General features: G+C 54.8%; 13 protein-coding genes. All 13 read left to right on the top strand.

Annotated elements, in window-relative coordinates:
* Window positions 1-41: 41 nt before the first annotated feature.
* Window positions 42-1,037, top strand: a complete 996-nt coding sequence (locus BLL42_RS27760) for a YqaJ viral recombinase family nuclease (RefSeq protein ID WP_071555930.1) — start codon at window positions 42-44, stop codon at window positions 1,035-1,037.
* A 293-nt stretch (window positions 1,038-1,330) separates the two neighbouring features.
* Window positions 1,331-2,377 (top strand): AAA family ATPase, encoded by a 1,047-nt coding sequence (locus BLL42_RS27755; protein ID WP_071555929.1) that lies wholly within the window; start codon window positions 1,331-1,333, stop codon window positions 2,375-2,377.
* Window positions 2,374-2,835, top strand: a complete 462-nt coding sequence (locus tag BLL42_RS27750) for a hypothetical protein (protein WP_071555928.1) — start codon at window positions 2,374-2,376, stop codon at window positions 2,833-2,835. The genes BLL42_RS27755 and BLL42_RS27750 overlap by 4 nt, the downstream gene beginning before the upstream one ends.
* Before the next feature lie 67 nt (window positions 2,836-2,902).
* A complete protein-coding gene (locus BLL42_RS27745) occupies window positions 2,903-4,087 on the top strand; it encodes a DUF3150 domain-containing protein (RefSeq protein ID WP_071555927.1) in 1,185 nt (394 codons plus the stop codon).
* Window positions 4,088-4,156: 69 nt separating this feature from the next.
* The gene (locus tag BLL42_RS27740; protein ID WP_071555926.1) at window positions 4,157-5,869 is read left to right on the top strand and encodes a VWA domain-containing protein; all 1,713 of its coding nucleotides are present in this window, start codon (window positions 4,157-4,159) and stop codon (window positions 5,867-5,869) included.
* Window positions 5,870-5,942: 73 nt separating this feature from the next.
* Entirely contained in the window at window positions 5,943-6,395 is a 453-nt protein-coding gene (locus tag BLL42_RS27735; RefSeq protein WP_071555925.1) for a hypothetical protein, read from the top strand.
* Between the two features lie 206 nt (window positions 6,396-6,601).
* Entirely contained in the window at window positions 6,602-6,847 is a 246-nt protein-coding gene (locus BLL42_RS27730; RefSeq protein WP_071555924.1) for a hypothetical protein, read from the top strand.
* A gap of 81 nt (window positions 6,848-6,928) precedes the next feature.
* On the top strand, window positions 6,929-7,810 hold the full coding sequence (locus BLL42_RS27725) for a DNA adenine modification methylase (RefSeq protein WP_071555923.1): 882 nt from the start codon (window positions 6,929-6,931) through the stop codon (window positions 7,808-7,810).
* A 965-nt stretch (window positions 7,811-8,775) separates the two neighbouring features.
* On the top strand, window positions 8,776-9,294 hold the full coding sequence (locus BLL42_RS27720) for an Hcp family type VI secretion system effector (protein ID WP_071555922.1): 519 nt from the start codon (window positions 8,776-8,778) through the stop codon (window positions 9,292-9,294).
* Window positions 9,295-9,386: 92 nt separating this feature from the next.
* Complete coding sequence (locus tag BLL42_RS27715; RefSeq protein ID WP_071555921.1) at window positions 9,387-11,342, top strand: type VI secretion system Vgr family protein; 1,956 nt, start codon at window positions 9,387-9,389, stop codon at window positions 11,340-11,342.
* 31 nt (window positions 11,343-11,373) lie between these two features.
* Window positions 11,374-11,823: a DcrB-related protein gene (locus BLL42_RS27710; RefSeq protein WP_071553200.1), complete on the top strand. Its 450-nt coding sequence runs from the start codon at window positions 11,374-11,376 to the stop codon at window positions 11,821-11,823.
* Window positions 11,824-11,865: 42 nt separating this feature from the next.
* Window positions 11,866-16,086, top strand: coding sequence for an RHS repeat-associated core domain-containing protein (locus tag BLL42_RS27705; protein ID WP_071555920.1), 4,221 nt, complete (start codon window positions 11,866-11,868; stop codon window positions 16,084-16,086).
* Entirely contained in the window at window positions 16,083-16,442 is a 360-nt protein-coding gene (locus BLL42_RS27700) for an immunity protein PIM1 family protein (RefSeq protein ID WP_071555919.1), read from the top strand. The genes BLL42_RS27705 and BLL42_RS27700 overlap by 4 nt, the downstream gene beginning before the upstream one ends.
* The last annotated feature ends 171 nt before the right edge of the window (window positions 16,443-16,613 follow it).

Genomic DNA, 16,613 nt, shown 5'->3' with positions numbered 1-16,613 from the left:
TTTCCCCTCTTGGGGCAGCCCCAACTCACGAGGAGGCTGCTATGCGAGTCGTTGATGTTGGGCAAAGAACAACGCAGTGGCATGAGTGGCGTCGGGGCGGTGTTTCAGCTTCGAACGCTGCAGTTATTCTGGGAAGCTCGCCATTCAAAACGCCTTGGCGTTTATGGGGCGAGATTCGAGGAGTGCTGCCTGTCGACGATCTGTCCAGGAACCCTTGGGTCAGACACGGGATAATTCATGAGCCCTATGCAAGACAGTGGTTTGAAGAGGAGTACGACACGATTGCTCTGCCGATTTGTGCAGAGTCGTCTGTTAACTCGATCATCAGGGCGTCGTTCGATGGGATTCAACATCAAGGACGTCCTCTAGAGATCAAATGCCCGAGCACCAGTAACTTCGAAGACGTTGTTGTCAATCGAATGGCGAGCAAGGGCTACAGGCTGTACTACCCGCAGGTCCAGCACCAAATTGCTGTAGCCGGTGCGGACATGGGGTATCTGGTGTTTTATCACCCCAGTCATTCACCCGTGGTATTCGAAATTCAGCGAGAAGATTCTTTCATCGACATGATGCTGGATCGCGAGCTGGATTTCTGGGAGATGGTTCAGACTGGCAAAGCTCCACCAAAGGATCCTGAGCGTGATCACTACACCCCCGAGGATGCAGTGAGAGTGCAATGGGCAACGTACGCGGATCAGTTGAAACGGGTTGATGCTGACCTGGTCAAGGCCATGCAGACCGTCAAAGTCTGTAAGGAACAACGAGAGACCATTCGGGATGAACTGGTTGCGCTGATGGGGGGGTATGTTTCAGCCAAAGCTGATGGCATATCCATCACGCGTTATATCCAGGATGGTTCGATCGATTGGAAGGCAGTGGCGACGCAGCTCGACCCGGACTTGTCCGATGAGAAGTATGCTGCTTACCGGAAAGCGGGTGGTGGGCGTGTTCGGTTGACTGTTGATACCGATGCAACCACTGACTCAGCTTCGCTGGATGAAGTGCTAGCCGAGATGCGAGGAGGCATCTGGTTCTGAAGGAGGATAGCGGGGGCCCTTGGGCCCTCAGCTATTCACCCCCTTTACAGGGGTGGTGCTTTGCAACGTCTAGCCCATGATGGCTGACTGCGTTAAATTTACCGACAGAATGTTTTGGTGAGGTCATAGACCTGACCAAAGCAATTTGCTTCAAGTATCTCGCTCTGTCGTCATGGTACGACTTGGCTAGTAAGTGTCTGGTGATCACTCAAAACAAACACCCACCTTCCTACGACCCTTCGGGACACACCGTCCCGTTGGGGCTGGCGTGTCTCTTTTTCTGGAGATACACCATGCAATTTGATGCTCAAATCCCGCTGACTTCGTTTGGAATCCAAGCTCCCGTAAGTGTGCCCGGCTTTGCGCTTGGTCATGCCCATATGGACTTTGTTCCGAAAGTGTCGAGCGGCTACAAGTTTCGCCGCGAGCTTCTTCGCGGTCTTCTGGCCTGGCTGAGTGATCCGATGGATGATTCGCTGTTTTTGGTCGGTCCAACTGGATCGGGCAAGACTTCGTTGATTCTCGAAGCGGCTGGGCGTCTCAACTGGCCTGCACTGCAGACCAATGCCCATAGCCGTTTGGAGTGGCCCGAGTTAGTCGGTCATCACTCGCTCACAGTTGAACCTGCCACTGGCGACCAGAAAATGGTCTTTGTGGATGGTCCGCTGACGATGGCAATCGAAAGAGGGTTCATCTTCATCCTGGATGAAATGGACTTTCTTGATCCCTCAACCGCCTCCGCGCTCAACGCGGTGTTGGAGGGGCGTCCACTGGTGATCGCTGAAGATGGCGGTCGCATCATCCATCCTCACCCCAACTTCCGCTTCGTTGGTACAGCCAACACTGCGGGGCAGGGTGATGATACCGGCCTGTACGGCGGTACCCAGCAACAGAACCTGGCAACGATGGACCGCTATCGAACTTTGCGGGTGTCCTACATGGACCCGGCAGACGAAGTAGAGGTGTTGCAGGGCGCATTGCCTGGTGTGGATGCGAGTGTTTTGGAGCCCTTCATTAAGGTCGCCAACAAAATCCGCGCTCAGTTCATTGGGTGCGATCAAGAAGAGCGAAACCGTATTGTCGCGAATGCGAATCCTGGAAGTGCAGGGTCCGCAACAGCCGATGATCGCGGGCAGTTAACCATAACCATGAGCACCAGAACCCTGGTGCGCTGGGCGAAAATGCAGGCCGGTTTGTCGAAGACACGTTGCGAGTCGCCACTGTATGTGTCGATGAGACAGTCCCTGACAAACCGCGCAGATTTTCTTCAGCGCACAGCTATTCACAAAATTTGTGAAGAGATTTTCGGGGATCAACTCTGGAAGGAAACTGAGGCATGAATAACGTCAACTGGGTGGTTATGGATACTCAGGAAGCGTTAGACGTAATGCCACTTTTTCTATCAGGTATTGGAGAGAGTGAAGTCGAGTTAAGGGTTTACCAGGAGTTGGCGCCTGCATGGGCCGAGTTAGAGCTTGATCTCCAGGGCTTCGGCTCTGGAGTGATTTTGCTCCAGCACCGTGCTCAACGACTGAAGCTGATCCTGTTGGTAAAACTTTCGCAGTTAATGACGGGTAGCGGCGCCGAGTTGGTGCTGTTCTCAAAAGAAGATGACGAGGAAAGTGTCACCCTCGACTCCAAGCAGATCTGTTCGCTGTTCATGGTGCCGAACCCTTCATCGGGCTCAGATGAGCAGCTGTACCTTGACGCACTGGAGGCGCTTGGCGTTATAGCCAAACGCATCAACCTACAAGCAGCATTTGCTGGTACCAATGTCCCCACTGGGGTTTGGTTCTAGCTCAAACCTAAACCCAGCGGGGTGTCTCTACCCCGCAAGGGAGGAGCACCTTTTTCGGAGATGCTCCATGAAAATTCAAGACGTAAAAGTCCTACAAGAAGTTCTGCTCTTCGGTTTGGATATCAGTATTTGGTCCGGTCGCAAGAAGCTCAAACCAGAAGACCTTGGTGTCGTAGATCTTCCCCCCGAGCAGTTGGTCAGCTTGGGGTCGAAACGGATCTGTGATCCCGAAACAACCAAGGTGTTCGATCGACTGAAGCGCCGCGCGATTCGCGCATGCGAAGAAGTCGGTGTTCGGTTTCTCGGTGGTTATGCGGTACCTGTTTCCAGGGCCGTTGAACTGGCAGATAAATTGGATGCGATTGAGCGTGAGTTTGTTGATGCTCGAAACGTGTTCTGCAAAGACTACGACAAAAACATTCAGGAATGGCTCGACCAGGACTGGATCGTTGCAAATCCTAATTTCAGGGCCGCGCTGGAAGTCGCAATTACGCCGGTAAGGGTGGTTGAGAGTCGCCTGGGGTGTCATTACACGGCTTGCCGGTTGGCACCTGCGGGTGGTGATCAGCCAATCCTGAATCGAGGCTTGGAAAAGGAGGTTAGCGGTCTCGCTGGTCAACTGTTCCGTGAAATTGCGCAAGCAGCTCGCGAGGCATTGGAAAGCAGCTTTTTGGGCAAGCAGAGCATTGGACAGCGTGCGGTTAACGCACTCAAGAAAATGCAAAGTAAGCTCGCTAGCTTGTCGTTTCTAAATCCTCAGGTCGCAACAGTCGCTCAGACGTTTGACGATGTGTTGATGCGGCTCCCCGACAAGGGAGACGTTGAAGGGCAAGATTTTCAGCTGGTATTGAGTCTGATGATGAACTTGTCAGATGAGACGAAGATTCTTGAACTGGCTAGGGGCTTTCATGCGGCTTCGCTGGGCGTGCAAATGGCTGATGACGAACCGGAGATTGAAACGGAGCCTCCGGTTCAAATGGAGGCTGTTGTGGATAGCAGCGCTCCGAATAAACCGACCTCTGAAACTCACGACGCAGCACCAGAGATACCTGTGAACGCAGAACCTCTGCCAATCAAGTATCCGGATCTCGCTGAGGAGTGGGCTCACTTGAGCCAGCCATCACCAACGCCAGCCGAAACTACGGCTGCAGAAGTGACGGTCAGACAAGAAACCATCGCGCCTACGACGACTGATCCGGTAGTGCCCCCTGCGGCGCAACCGGCGCAGTCTCAATCAGTCGTATGGTTCTAAATCCCACCCTAACGGGGCATACCGCCCCTTTAGGGGTGATGTGTCACCTGCTTTTACTGGAGACGCACCATGAAAACATTAACCAGTGCCATGCCAATCGTTGCACGTGCTCTTGCGGACAACCTGGGAGTGAAGCTTCGGTTTGGCGGTGATATCGCCAGTACCGACGGCAAGGTCATTAACTTGCCGAACATCGATCCTGATGATGTTAAAGGCGCGGAAATCGCCTATGGGTATCTGGCTCACGAAGCGTCACATGTGAAACACACAGACTTTAGTCTGGATGTTTTTGGTGGCGTAGAGCCGTCCCCGATCGAGGCTCGAATGACCAACCTGGTCGAAGATCTTCGAATCGAGCAGCTCATGATGAATGAGTACCCAGGTAGCCGACGTGATCTCGATGCATTGGCCGTTCATTTGTTCAGAGGTTCAGACATTCGGCAGAACATTCATCCAGCTGCAATATTGCTGAATGGACTCCTGTTGAATGGTTGTGCGAGGTACCTCCGGCAGCCGATTCGCGAGGAAGCCGATCAAGCTCTTGTGGCAATGGTCGACGTCTTGGGAAAGGGGAAAACGAGCAAGGTGATGGGGTTGCTGGGGGCCAGCGTTGGTGGCCTTTCATCAACGGCTGAGTCATTCGGCCTTGCGAAGAAACTTCTCTCGGTACTTGAAGAAGAACCCGAGGAGGATAAGCAAGACCCATCGGACACAGCAGAGAATCCAGATGAGCAATCTGGTGGCAATGCTGAACCGGAGCCAAGCGCGGATACGGATGATTTATCTGGGCCGAGCAATGACCAAGGTGATGGCGAAGATTCTTCTACGCCATGTCAGCAACAGACAACTGATGATGCGCAAGGGGATGATTGGTCGTCCAACGATGACAACCTTATCCAGCAAATCATGAATGCTACAGATGAGGATCTGCAGGGCGTTATATCGGACAAGGGTCAAGCGGCCTCAGAGCTTTTGAGGTCGCATGCTGACTACAGCCAGCCGACACCTGCCGATCTTCATGATGTTGAAGCCAGACAAAGTGACTTTAGCGACCAGATTGCCGAAAAGGCATTTGAAAGTGCGATGGGTCTACGAGCTGTGCTGAATGGGTTGATGCAAGGTGTTAGGAATACCCGACCTTCATTGCGCCGTACTGGCAGGTCACCTGATAGCACTCGGATCGCAAGGCTGATGGTAGGGGATAGCCGGATTTTTCGGCATAAAGACCCAATCGTCAAAACCAATGCGGCCCTCCAGGTGCTTTTGGATAACTCGCCATCGATGCAGAGCACCATTCGACAGGCAACAGTAGCTGTGGCGTCCTTGTTGCAAGCGATGGATGGCCTGCCAGGAGTTAATCCTGCTGGTTATCGGTTCCCAGTGACCGTCAACGGTCGACTGGGTATCGCGCCGATACTCAAACACGGAGAGATGTTCCAGAAAGCGAGACGTGATGGACGGTTCGCTGTGAGCGTTGAAGGCTCCACGCCTTTGGCGCAGGCGCTTTGGACTGTGTCGTCGCTTCTGGTACGCCAACGTGAGGATCGCAAGATTCTCATTGTGGTGACCGACGGTGATCCTGACGATGTTACGTCGGCAACTGACATTATCGAACGATGCCGCAATAGCGGTGTTGAAGTGCTCGGTATTGCAATGGGAACGCAAAGCTCGAACCTGAGAGTGTTGTTTGGAAGCAACTACCGCTACATCAGCGGTGTGAGTGACCTTCGACAAGCCTTGTTTGAGCTTGTGCAAAACATTTTGACAGCAAAAGTGGCCTGACAACCGTCAGCCATAAACCCAGTGGGGGGAGCGCCCCACTGGGGCTGCTACCTCCGCTTTCTGGAGGTGCAGCATGCAAATGAGTTTTCTTGAGGCGCCATCGGAGAGTGAAATTCAACTCGCCGTACTGGCCAAAGTTCCGCAACGTCGGCGGCGATACATTCCCGATGTGGAACAGTTTTCGTTCTTAGACATTCTGGCCATGCCAGAAGATGTTTTCATTCGGGTCAATTGGTCCGATGCAGATATCCAGGTTATGTACGACCGTATCCTTCGGGATGCACTTCAAACAGCCCTGGACCGCCGTGCAAGTCCTGAAATGAGGGAGGAGATCTGGAGTTGGATCAACGATGACTCCCTTCGTCCTTTCAGTTTCAGAGCTTGCTGCGCGTTAGGGACGGCTATCACGGAATGGGGTGTCATCGATCACGATGCGCTTCGCTGCAACATAGCCGGGATGGAAAGAAGAACCCATCGAATGAGAGATGAAAAAGCGCGGAGTCAGCTTCGTAGACAAGTCGCTTAAATCCACCCCCCGTAAAACGGGGGTGGTACTTCCAGAATACTTTGTTGGGTTGGTTCGATGAGCCTGGCCAACAAAGATTTCTGGCTCGGTCGCTGCGCGATCGGGTTTGAAATGTGCGTGGTGAGCACTTGAAATAAACACCCACCAAACCATCCCAGCGGGGTAAGCCCGCCGGGGCTTTTCTCCGCGAAATCCTGGAGAAAAGTATGAGTCCGATAATGGTCGCTGCGCGCCTTCAGGGCGACGCGAAGGTCACAAGAAAAGCGTGGTCAATCTGCGGGGCAGTAAAGGTTCACTTGTGGGAGCTTTCCACCGGTGAGGTCATCATCCTGCGGCACGTGGGCGGTGCTTTTGAAACGCCATCAAAACTCAAGCAAAGCTTCGATGACCTCGTAAATAGATTTCGAGAGAAAACGCAGAATCGCGTGTTCACACCCGACATCATTCATTGATCAGAGGCCATCTGGCCACCACTAAACCCATGCAGGGGCCATTCCCTGCCGGGGCATGGTCCTTCAATACTGGAGCGCACCATGTTCAATTCATCAGTCGTTTCGTTCCCCGACCGGGGCCCCTGGGGGAAGTCCAATTACCGTGGCAACTGCACGGGGCATATCGTCAAAGGCTTTGTTGAGTCTTACCAGCGCCGGAAAGATGGGCTTGTTGTCGATCCAAGCGTTGGCGGCGGAACAAGTGCTGATGTGGCTCGGGATATGGGGCTGCGATTCTTTGGCACAGATCTGCACCAGGGTTTCAATCTTTTGGTCGACGACCTCAAGTCACATGTCGGCGAAGAGGCTCATTTGGCGTGGTGGCATCCACCCTACGCCGGAATGCTTCAGTACAGTGGTGTTGAGTGGGGCGAAGCAAACAAGTGGGATATGTCCCGGATGTGTCTCCCGGACTTTACTGAGGCCTTGGAGCTGGCCGTGATGAACATTCACGATGCCGTTGAACGCGGCGGCGTGTATGGAATTCTGATGGGGAATCTGCGCAAGGGAGGAGAGTATTTCAATCTTTCCTCGCTCGTTGAACGGGTTTCCCCTGGGCGTCTCATCGATGAGGTAATCAAGGTCCAGCACAACTGCGTCAGTGACTCCAGAGAGTATCGGGGCCGCTTAATCCGGATTGCTCATGAAAAACTGCTGGTTTTTCGTAAACAACAGGATGCGCTGTTCTTCCTTGCCACCATCGAAAAACGCGCGGAGGCCATGGTCAGTATCACTTGGCGCGCCGCTGTTCGACGCGTACTGCAGGGGGGCAAGATGCTGCATCTGAAAGAAATAAACGCAGCATTGGAACCCTACGCACAAACCAGAAACAACCAACATTGGGCCGCGAAGATTCGCCAGGTCCTGCAGAACGAAGCTTTCTTTGAACGAGTTAAGCCCGGCGTGTATCGACTGGCTTCTTGATTTCAATGTGAAAGGCCACCTCACGGGTGGCCATCCCTTACAGGGGGGCGATCTCCCTGTAAGGGGAGGTCGTGCCTCCGCAATCTGGAGCATGAAATGACGACCATTATTAACGCGAAAATTGGCGAGGCTCGCCAGAAACCTTCGATCTGGATGCAAGTGCGTAATTGCATGGACTTGACCACTCAATTGCATTGCACTTGACCACCCATTTGCATCGCTGCTGACCAGTCGTTTGCATTCGCACTGACCACCCAATTGCATAGCCACTGACCGGTCATTTGCATTCGTACTGAGCACCCAATTGCATTCGACTTGACCAGTGGTTGAGTTACTCGGATACCCGAGCCCCGCATTGGTCTAAAAAAATTGTTCACTCGGAGATTGCGCGGCTCGCCTCTGAAATTGATACGCATGCATGGTTTGCCGTCCAGTCATGAGCGGGGATGTGAAGATCGAAGAGCCATCACCTGATTTCAAAGCCATCGTCGTCGGCGGTCGTGCGACCGATTGCTAAAATGGCCGCAGTTGAGGCTGAGCTGTAGCAACGTTGTTTGGTCGCGGGAGGCCCGTCCGAGGCTTTGGCTTGCGTACGTTTTTTCCCGAATTCTTTGGGCTCCCCATTACGCGCCGCAGATTTGAGATTTAACCGGATAGCGGCCTTTTGCCTTTATGCGCAACTTCTTGCGCACTCGAATGTGGATAACTGTGTGCATACATCGCTGCAAGCCATGTATTACGTTCTGTACAGATGAGTGCGCAACTTCTTGCACAGTACTGCGCAAGAAGTTGCGCACTTTCCGAGGCGCTTTTTGCAAAAAATCGATTTGGCGATAAGAAAAAACACACAACCACCTGATTTATATAGCCTTTAACATTTGTGGCATGAACCTTGATATCAGTCAGGCACCCACCAGGCGATTTCGCCTCCCGGGCACCTCACTTATTGAGCAAGGAGAGCATCCATGGCTACACCAGCGTATATGTCCATCACCGGCACCAAACAAGGTCTGATCACTGCCGGTGCCTTCACCGCTGATTCGGTGGGCAACACCTACCAGGAAGGTCACGAAGACCAGGTCATGGTTCAGGGCTTCAGCCACGAAGTGATCATCCCGCGTGACCCGCAGTCTGGCCAACCGACCGGTCAGCGCGTTCACAAGCCCGTAGTTATCACCAAGGTGTTCGACAAGGCTTCCCCATTGCTGCTGGCGGCCCTGACCTCCGGCGAGCGTTTGAGCGAAATCACTATTCAGTGGTACCGCACTTCGGCTGCTGGCACCCAAGAGCATTACTACACCACTAAGCTTGAAGACGCGATTATCGTCGACATCAAAGACTACATGCACAACTGCCAGGACCCGGCGAACTCGCACTTCACCCACCTGGAAGACGTGCACTTCACCTACCGCAAAATCACCTGGACCCACGAAGTATCCGGTACTTCGGGCTCCGATGACTGGCGTTCCCCGGTCGCTGGCTAAGGCTGACCGATCGTCATACCGCCTGGGTCAGTTTTTGTTGGCCCAGGCGTTTTGCTTGTCGCTTCTGAAGGACTTACATAGAGGAACACGGGATGTTCAGTTCAGCCAATCAGACGCACTTTAGCCTGACCATCGAGGGGACTCCGAGTGATCTCCAGGTACTCTCCTTTGTCGGTAAAGAGGCTATCAGCACGCCGTATGCCTTCGATGTAGAGTTGGTCAGCGAACGACACGAACTGGACCTTGAAAGCTTGCTCCACAAGCCCGCTTTTCTCGCATTCAGCGACAGAGGTGATGGCATCCACGGGATCATCTATCGGGTGGAGCAAGGGGCCAGTGGCAAGCGTCTGACCCGCTACAGCCTCACGCTGGTGCCCCACCTCACTTACCTGAGTCACCGAATCAACCAGCGCATCTTCCAACACCTGCCGGTCAACAAAATCATCGCGCAGATACTGGAAGAGCACGGCATTCTGAGCAATACCTATCAGTTCCAGCTGAACACGGTTTATCCGGCGCGCGACTACTGCGTACAGTACGACGAATCCGACCTACAGTTTGTCCAGCGTCTGTGCAGCGAGGAAGGTATTCACTATCACCACCATCACAGCCCAACGGGCCACCTATTGGTGTTCGGTGATGACCAGACTGTGTTTCCCAAGCTGGATCAACCGACCGAGTATCAGGCCGGCAGTGGCATGGTCGCTGACAGGCCTGTGATCAAGGGGTTTGATTTGAGGGTCGAGGCGCGTACCAGCCGTACCACGCGCCGTGACTATGACTTTGAAAAGCCGAGCATGCTGCTGGAGTCAAAGTACCAAACAGAAAATCAGGCCCCGCAACCTGACCTGGAAGATTATGACTACCCTGGTCAATTCATCAGTCGCGATCGCGGCAAGCTGCTGAGTCAGCGGGCGCTGGAGCGTCACCGTACTGACTACCGTCTGGTGAAAGGCAACGGCGACGAACCGGCCCTAGTCAGCGGTCACTTCTTGACACTGGCTAACCATCCACGTACCGCCTGGAACGATCTCTGGTTGCTAATCGAGGTCTGTCACGAAGGCTTGCAACCCCAAGTGCTCGAAGAGTCGATCACCAGCGATGCGAAGCCAGCGGATGGTTTTGTGCAGGGCTATCGCAACACGTTCTCCGCCATCCCCTGGGACACCTTCTACCGACCGTCAATGCCAACCCGCAAACCGGTTCTGGCCAGCCAAACGGCGAAGGTGACGGGACCTGCGGGAGAGGAAATACATTGCGATCAGTACGGTAGGGTCAAGGTCCAGTTCAATTGGGACCGCGAAGGCCGCTTCGACGAAAACAGCAGTTGCTGGGTGCGCGTGGCGTCCAGCTGGGCAGGGCCGGGCTTTGGCCAGGTAGTGATTCCGCGCATCGGAATGGAAGTGTTCATCACCTTCGAGGAAGGCGATCCAGACAAACCGCTGATTACCGGTTGTGTCCCGAACAAAATCACGCCTGTGCCGTATCCGCTACCGGCGAACAAAACCCGTAGCGTCTTCAAGACCAACAGCAGTCTTGGAGGCGGTGGCTCCAACGAGGTTCGCGTCGAAGACCGGGCGGGCCAGGAGCAAATCTACATCCACGCCCAGCGCGATCAGGATTGCACCGTCGGGAACAATGAAAGTCATTGGGTCGGTGTTAATCGTGCCCATTCCGTCGGTCAGAATGAAACCGTCACCATCGGTCAGAACCGGGTCAGGACGGTCAAGGTCAATGACACGCTGCTCGTCGGCGGCGCCAAACAAGACAGTGTTGGCACTCAATACCTGATGGAAGCGGGGATGCAACTGCGTCTGGTCTGCGGCCAGAGCGTTATCGAGATGAATGCCAGTGGGGAGATCAACCTTTATGGCACGAAGTTCAACTTTTCGGTGACAGGCGACGCTCAGATCAATACCGGCGGCAATCTCGATATCAACATGCCCGGCGGGGCCGCCGCCACGGATCCCGGTGCCGATGGCGCCAAGGGCACCATCGATGGCAAGGTCGACGGCGTTTTTTCAAATCCGCCGCAACCGGCCTCCTGATCCCGACCCCCAACAGAATAGAGCACCGTAAATGGAATATTTGATTCAGGAAGGCAAGCTCACGTTGCCAACAGGTTTTCAAGACCGCAGCGTCAATATGTTTGTTCCGGGTATCACCCTACCTGCACCTTTCAGCCTGACCCTCTCACGCGATAACACACTACCGAGCGAGGCCTTGCCCGACTACGTCGAGCGTCAGGTCAGCCTGATTGCGGCCAAGCTGCGCAAGTACCAGCGCCAGAGCACCACCCCTGTCGAGCTGTCGGCGCAATCGCCGATACCGGGCCTGCAAGTCGATGCTCACTATCAAAGCGATGGTCGACCGGTTTATCAGCGCCAGGCGGCTTTCATTGTGGCACCTGACCGGGCGCTGATTTTCACCGCCACCAGCCAGGTGCCGTTCGACGATCAGTTGAATCAGCTATGGACGAATGTTCTGGCGAGCTTTCAGCAGCACCCTCCTGTTACCGCAATCCCTTAAGGACACCCGACTTGAAAGGTCGGTATGACATGGAAGTTTCCGATGTTTGAAGCAGCACGTTTTGACGATGAGATTGCTCATACAAATGCTCTCGTGGGGTTTCTGGTGGGGGCCGCGCTGGGACTGGCACTGGTCGCAGTAGCCTCGATCTTTGTCGTTGCTACCTGCGGCTTCGGGGCCGGGTTGTTGGTGGGGTTACTGGCGGGCCTGGGAGGTACGGGGCTGGTTATGGCGGGTGAAGCCATAGGACGAATGTGCAAGGCGCCCGCCGGAGGGATCACGAGTGGTTCCAGTAACGTCCGTATCAATGGCCTCAAGGCAGCCTACGTACAAGACAGTGTCGGCATCTGCAAAAAGCACTCGACGCCGCCGATGGTGGCGGAGGGTTCGGCCAAGGTCTTTATCAACGGTCTGCCTGCGGCCCGTAAGGGCGACAAACTGACCTGCGGCAGTGTGATCGACAGTGGTTCGGAGAACGTCTTTATCGGCGCCGAAAAAGAACAGTACCTGCCGATCGAAGACGAAGTTCCCGAGTTTTTGCGCAACACGGTCGACATCCTCATGATCGTCGCCGGCCTTGCCGGTAGCCTCGCGCAACTAGCGATCAAGGCCAGTGAGGCAGGACTCAAGGCCGCCGCCCCCTGCGCCTTGCAGTTCGCCGCGGGTTTTGTGGCGGGTGAACTGGCTTCCCGGTTTGTCATCGGCCCGGCTATTAGCCGAGTGGCCGGCGGCCTGTTTGGCAACCCGGTGGATGCAATCAGCGGGCGCAAATTACTTCTGGAAGAGAGCGAAACAGACTTTGCTCTTCCGGGCCTCATGCCTATTGTTTGGGCGCGTTTCTATGCCAGCGATATCAGTCACGAGGGCCTGCTGGGACGCGGCTGGGTACTGCCGTGGGAGCAAAGCCTACGCCTGGAAGGCGATCAGCTTTACTTGCGCGACAACCAGGGACGAGATCTGAATCTGCCAGGCCTTGAGCCTGGGGAGCGCTTTTTCCTGGCCAGCGAGCAGATATTCCTGGTGCGCTCTGAAGGCGGGCACTACCTCATTCAGACCCTCGACAATACCTTCTTCTATTTCGGCGAGTTGTCCGAAAGCGGCCAACCCTCGCCGCTGCGCCGCATCGAGAATGCACTCGGTCACTTCCTCACCTTCCACTACGACGCGGAAGAGCGTCTGAGCGATGTCTGTGCTACCGGCGGTATTCGTCTTCACCTGTGCTACGACCACCATGAACGACGCCTGAGCCGGGTTGAGCGGGTGGTGGACAACCGGCCCGTGGAAACCCTGGTTCACTACCACTACGACGCCGAAGGGCAGCTCCAACACGTCATCAATCGCAACGGCGATCGCGTGCGCCACTTCGCCTACGAGCACGGGCTGATGGTTGCCCACGAGAATGCTCTAGGGCTGGCTTGTCATTATCGCTGGTCAACGCGCTTCGACGATCATCAGCCTCGTGTGGTCGAGCACTGGACCAGCGACGGTGAGCGTTACCATTTCCGCTACGACCTTGCACAGTGGCAAACCGATATCCGTGACGTGCTCGACCGTGTCGCCCAGATCCACTACAACGAAGGGCGTCGGGTGGTTGCCAGTCGCGACTTCGGTGGCGAACAATACCGCTTCGAGCTGGATGCCTCGGGCAATATGACCGGCCTGGAGTTGCCTGACGGCAACAAGCTGGCATTCGCCTACGATGACTATTCTCGCCTGGTCGAGGAGATCGATCCGCTGGGCCGCAGTACCTGCTACAGCTACCACCTCAACACCAGCCTGATTGCCAGCATCCAGCGCCCGGACGGGAGCATCCAGAGTTGGGTCTACGACCGCAGCGGTACGCTACTCGATAGCATTGACCCGCTGGGGCAGCTCACCCAGTACCTCAACACCAATGATGGGCTGCCCCATAGCTGTACCGACCCAAAGGGGAACACCACACACCTGTGGTGGAACGGACTGGGTCAAATTGAGCAATATCAGGATTGTTCCGGCCATCGTGCTCACTATGCTTACGACGAAAGGCTGCACCTGGTCAGCATCAAAGATGCCATGGAACGCACAACCCGTCTGACCCGCAAGGCCAACGGTGAAGTGACTCGAATCGAACATCCTGATGGTAGCCACGACAGTTACAGCTACAACGCCCTTGGCCAACTGCTCAGCCACACCGATGCCGATGATCGCACCACCTACGTGACCCGCACATCACGCGGGTTACTCAGCAAACGCCAGAACCCACGAGGTCAGCACGTTCACTATGAATATGATAAATGCCAACGCCTGATCGGGTTGCTCAACGAGAACAAGGCGGCGTATCGCTTCAGCTATGACGCCAGCGATCGCCTGCAAGAAGAAGTTCGGGTGGACGGACTCCGCCGGCGCTTCAGTTATAGCGTCAGTGGCGCGCTGACGCATCTGAACGAACTTGTTCGGCAGGGCTTCAATGAAGTCTCACGTCAGCAACACTTCGAGCACGACGCCGCCGGGCGACTGGTCAGCCGCATCACCGACGATGCGCGTCTGGACTACCTCTACGACGATGTCGATCGCCTGATTGCCGTCGACCGCCAACCCAGTGCCGCAGGCAAGGCCCTGGGAATCGGCAGTGACCATCTGGCGTTCAGCTACGACGCCGCCGGCCAACTGCTGAGCGAAGACAGCAGCACCGGCAACCTCGGTTACAGCTACGACGAACTGGGTAATCTCACCCATTTGGCGTTACCTGACGGGCGCAAGGTCAATCACCTTTACTATGGCAGCGGTCACCTGCACCAGATCAACCTCGACGGTCAGCTGATCAGCGACTTCGAGCGTGACGCCTTGCACCGCGAGACCCTGCGTACCCAGGGCTCGCTGACCAGTCGCTATGGCTACGACACCAAGGGGCGCAAGTTGTGGCAGGCGGCAATCCACCTCCCTCACGAGCAACTCAGCCAGCTTCAGGAAAAAACCGACAGCCTGCTCGGCCATCCGCAGCACCCGACCACCGCCCTGCACCGTCGCTACCACTACAGTCCGGGCGGCGAAGTGCAGCGCGTGACGGACAAACAGCGTGGGGTGACAAACTTCACGTATGACGCCAGCGGCCAACTGCGCAGTCGTCAACCCGATCATCCACAGTTGCAGACGGAAGACTTCTCCTACGATCCCGCAGGCAACCTCAGTGGCAGCGGTCGCTGGCAATTTGAAAGCCTGCCGGACAATCGCCTCGTGGCCTTCAAGGACCTGCGCTTCAGCTACGACACCTGGGGCAACCTCAGCGAGAAAAGCAGTGCGGCCGGGGGCATGCAACGCTTCCACTACGACAGTGAAAACCGTCTGATCAAAGCGCAAACCTGGCAAGGCCTGACACTGCATAGCGAGGCCCATTACCACTACGATGCCCTGGGCCGGCGTATTGGCAAACACGTTACGCAAGACGGCCAGACTCAAGAAACAAAGTTCCTCTGGCAAGGCTTGCGCCTGCTCCAGGAACAGCAGCCGCAATTACACAGCCTGTACCTCTACGAACCAGGCAGCTACGCTCCGCTGGCCCGTATCGACAACGACCCCGAACTGCCGGAGCAAGAAGCCAGGCACTACTACTTTCACACCGACCAAATCGGTACGCCGCAGGAAATGACCAACGCCGAGGGCCAAGTGGTGTGGCGCGCCTATTACAAGGCGTGGGGTGGGCTGGAGGCATTGTCGCCGAATCTGGTGGAGCAGAACCTGCGCTTTCAGGGGCAGTACCACGACTGGGAAAGCGGGCTGTACTACAACACGTTCAGGTACTACGATCCTGCGGTAGGAAGATTTACCACGCAGGATCCGATTGGGTTGTTGGGCGGGGATAATCTTTATCGGTATGCGCCGAATGCGTTGGGGTGGATTGATCCGTGGGGGTGGTGCAACAAAGGTATGGGGGTAAATTCATCTGGACACCACGTCCCAGCAGTGAGGAAATCTGTGGGTAGGCCTTTTGCGGTTAGCAGATCAGATAAAACTAGACCTACCTTATTCCCTCGGGGGGCTAATGCGGAACATGATCACTGGCGAATGCACGATGCGGAGCGGTCCGTCATTGGTCCTAGACAAGGTGATTTTAAGGGCACTGATGATGAGCTTTTTGCTGCGTATCGGAATGCTTACAAAGATTTGAATGACATAAAAGTCGATGTGCGCTCTCCGAATGGAACTCATGTTTTGGGTGAAAACGTCACTCCAGTTAAAGCTGTAGACCTAGTAGAGAACTGGTTAAAGGAGACAGGATTAAGATGATAACCACAAGTGAGATTTTATCTAGGATAAATGATGGTGTTTTTCTTGAGCTTGTCTTTAAGAAAAACACCGATTGGGATGCTGAGTTGGACTCAAGGGATTCCATTGAGTTTGATAGCGCGTGGAGCGCTAGCTACGAAAAAATAACTTCGTCATGTCCGCCTGAAGATGTATCAATTAAGGAGATAAGAGAGTCTGCGTTCAAGAAGGTTTATCAAATAACAAAAAATTCTGATCTTGCAGGATATGTATCGGACGACCTGGGCCTGATTGCGCAGGCATTCAAGAATGAAGTTGACATTGATTTTATTAACAATCTTTGGAAGACCTACATGCAAGGGAGTTTCCCAAGTTAGGGGGTTGAAATATATCACCAGTATACTGCTCCAAGATTCCGTTTGGAATTCAATAACATTGGTAGCCCACCTGAAAGGCAGGTGATTACACTTGGTATATCGTCGTGGTCGCACAACATGGCACCGTGCATGGGAGCTTGACCATGCACGGCGCAACATAAAAAGTGCAAA

Origin of the sequence: Pseudomonas frederiksbergensis (genome assembly GCF_001874645.1) — a bacterium.
GTDB classification, from domain to species: Bacteria; Pseudomonadota; Gammaproteobacteria; order Pseudomonadales; family Pseudomonadaceae; genus Aquipseudomonas; species Aquipseudomonas frederiksbergensis_B.
This window is presented reverse-complemented; position numbering and strand designations above follow the sequence as displayed.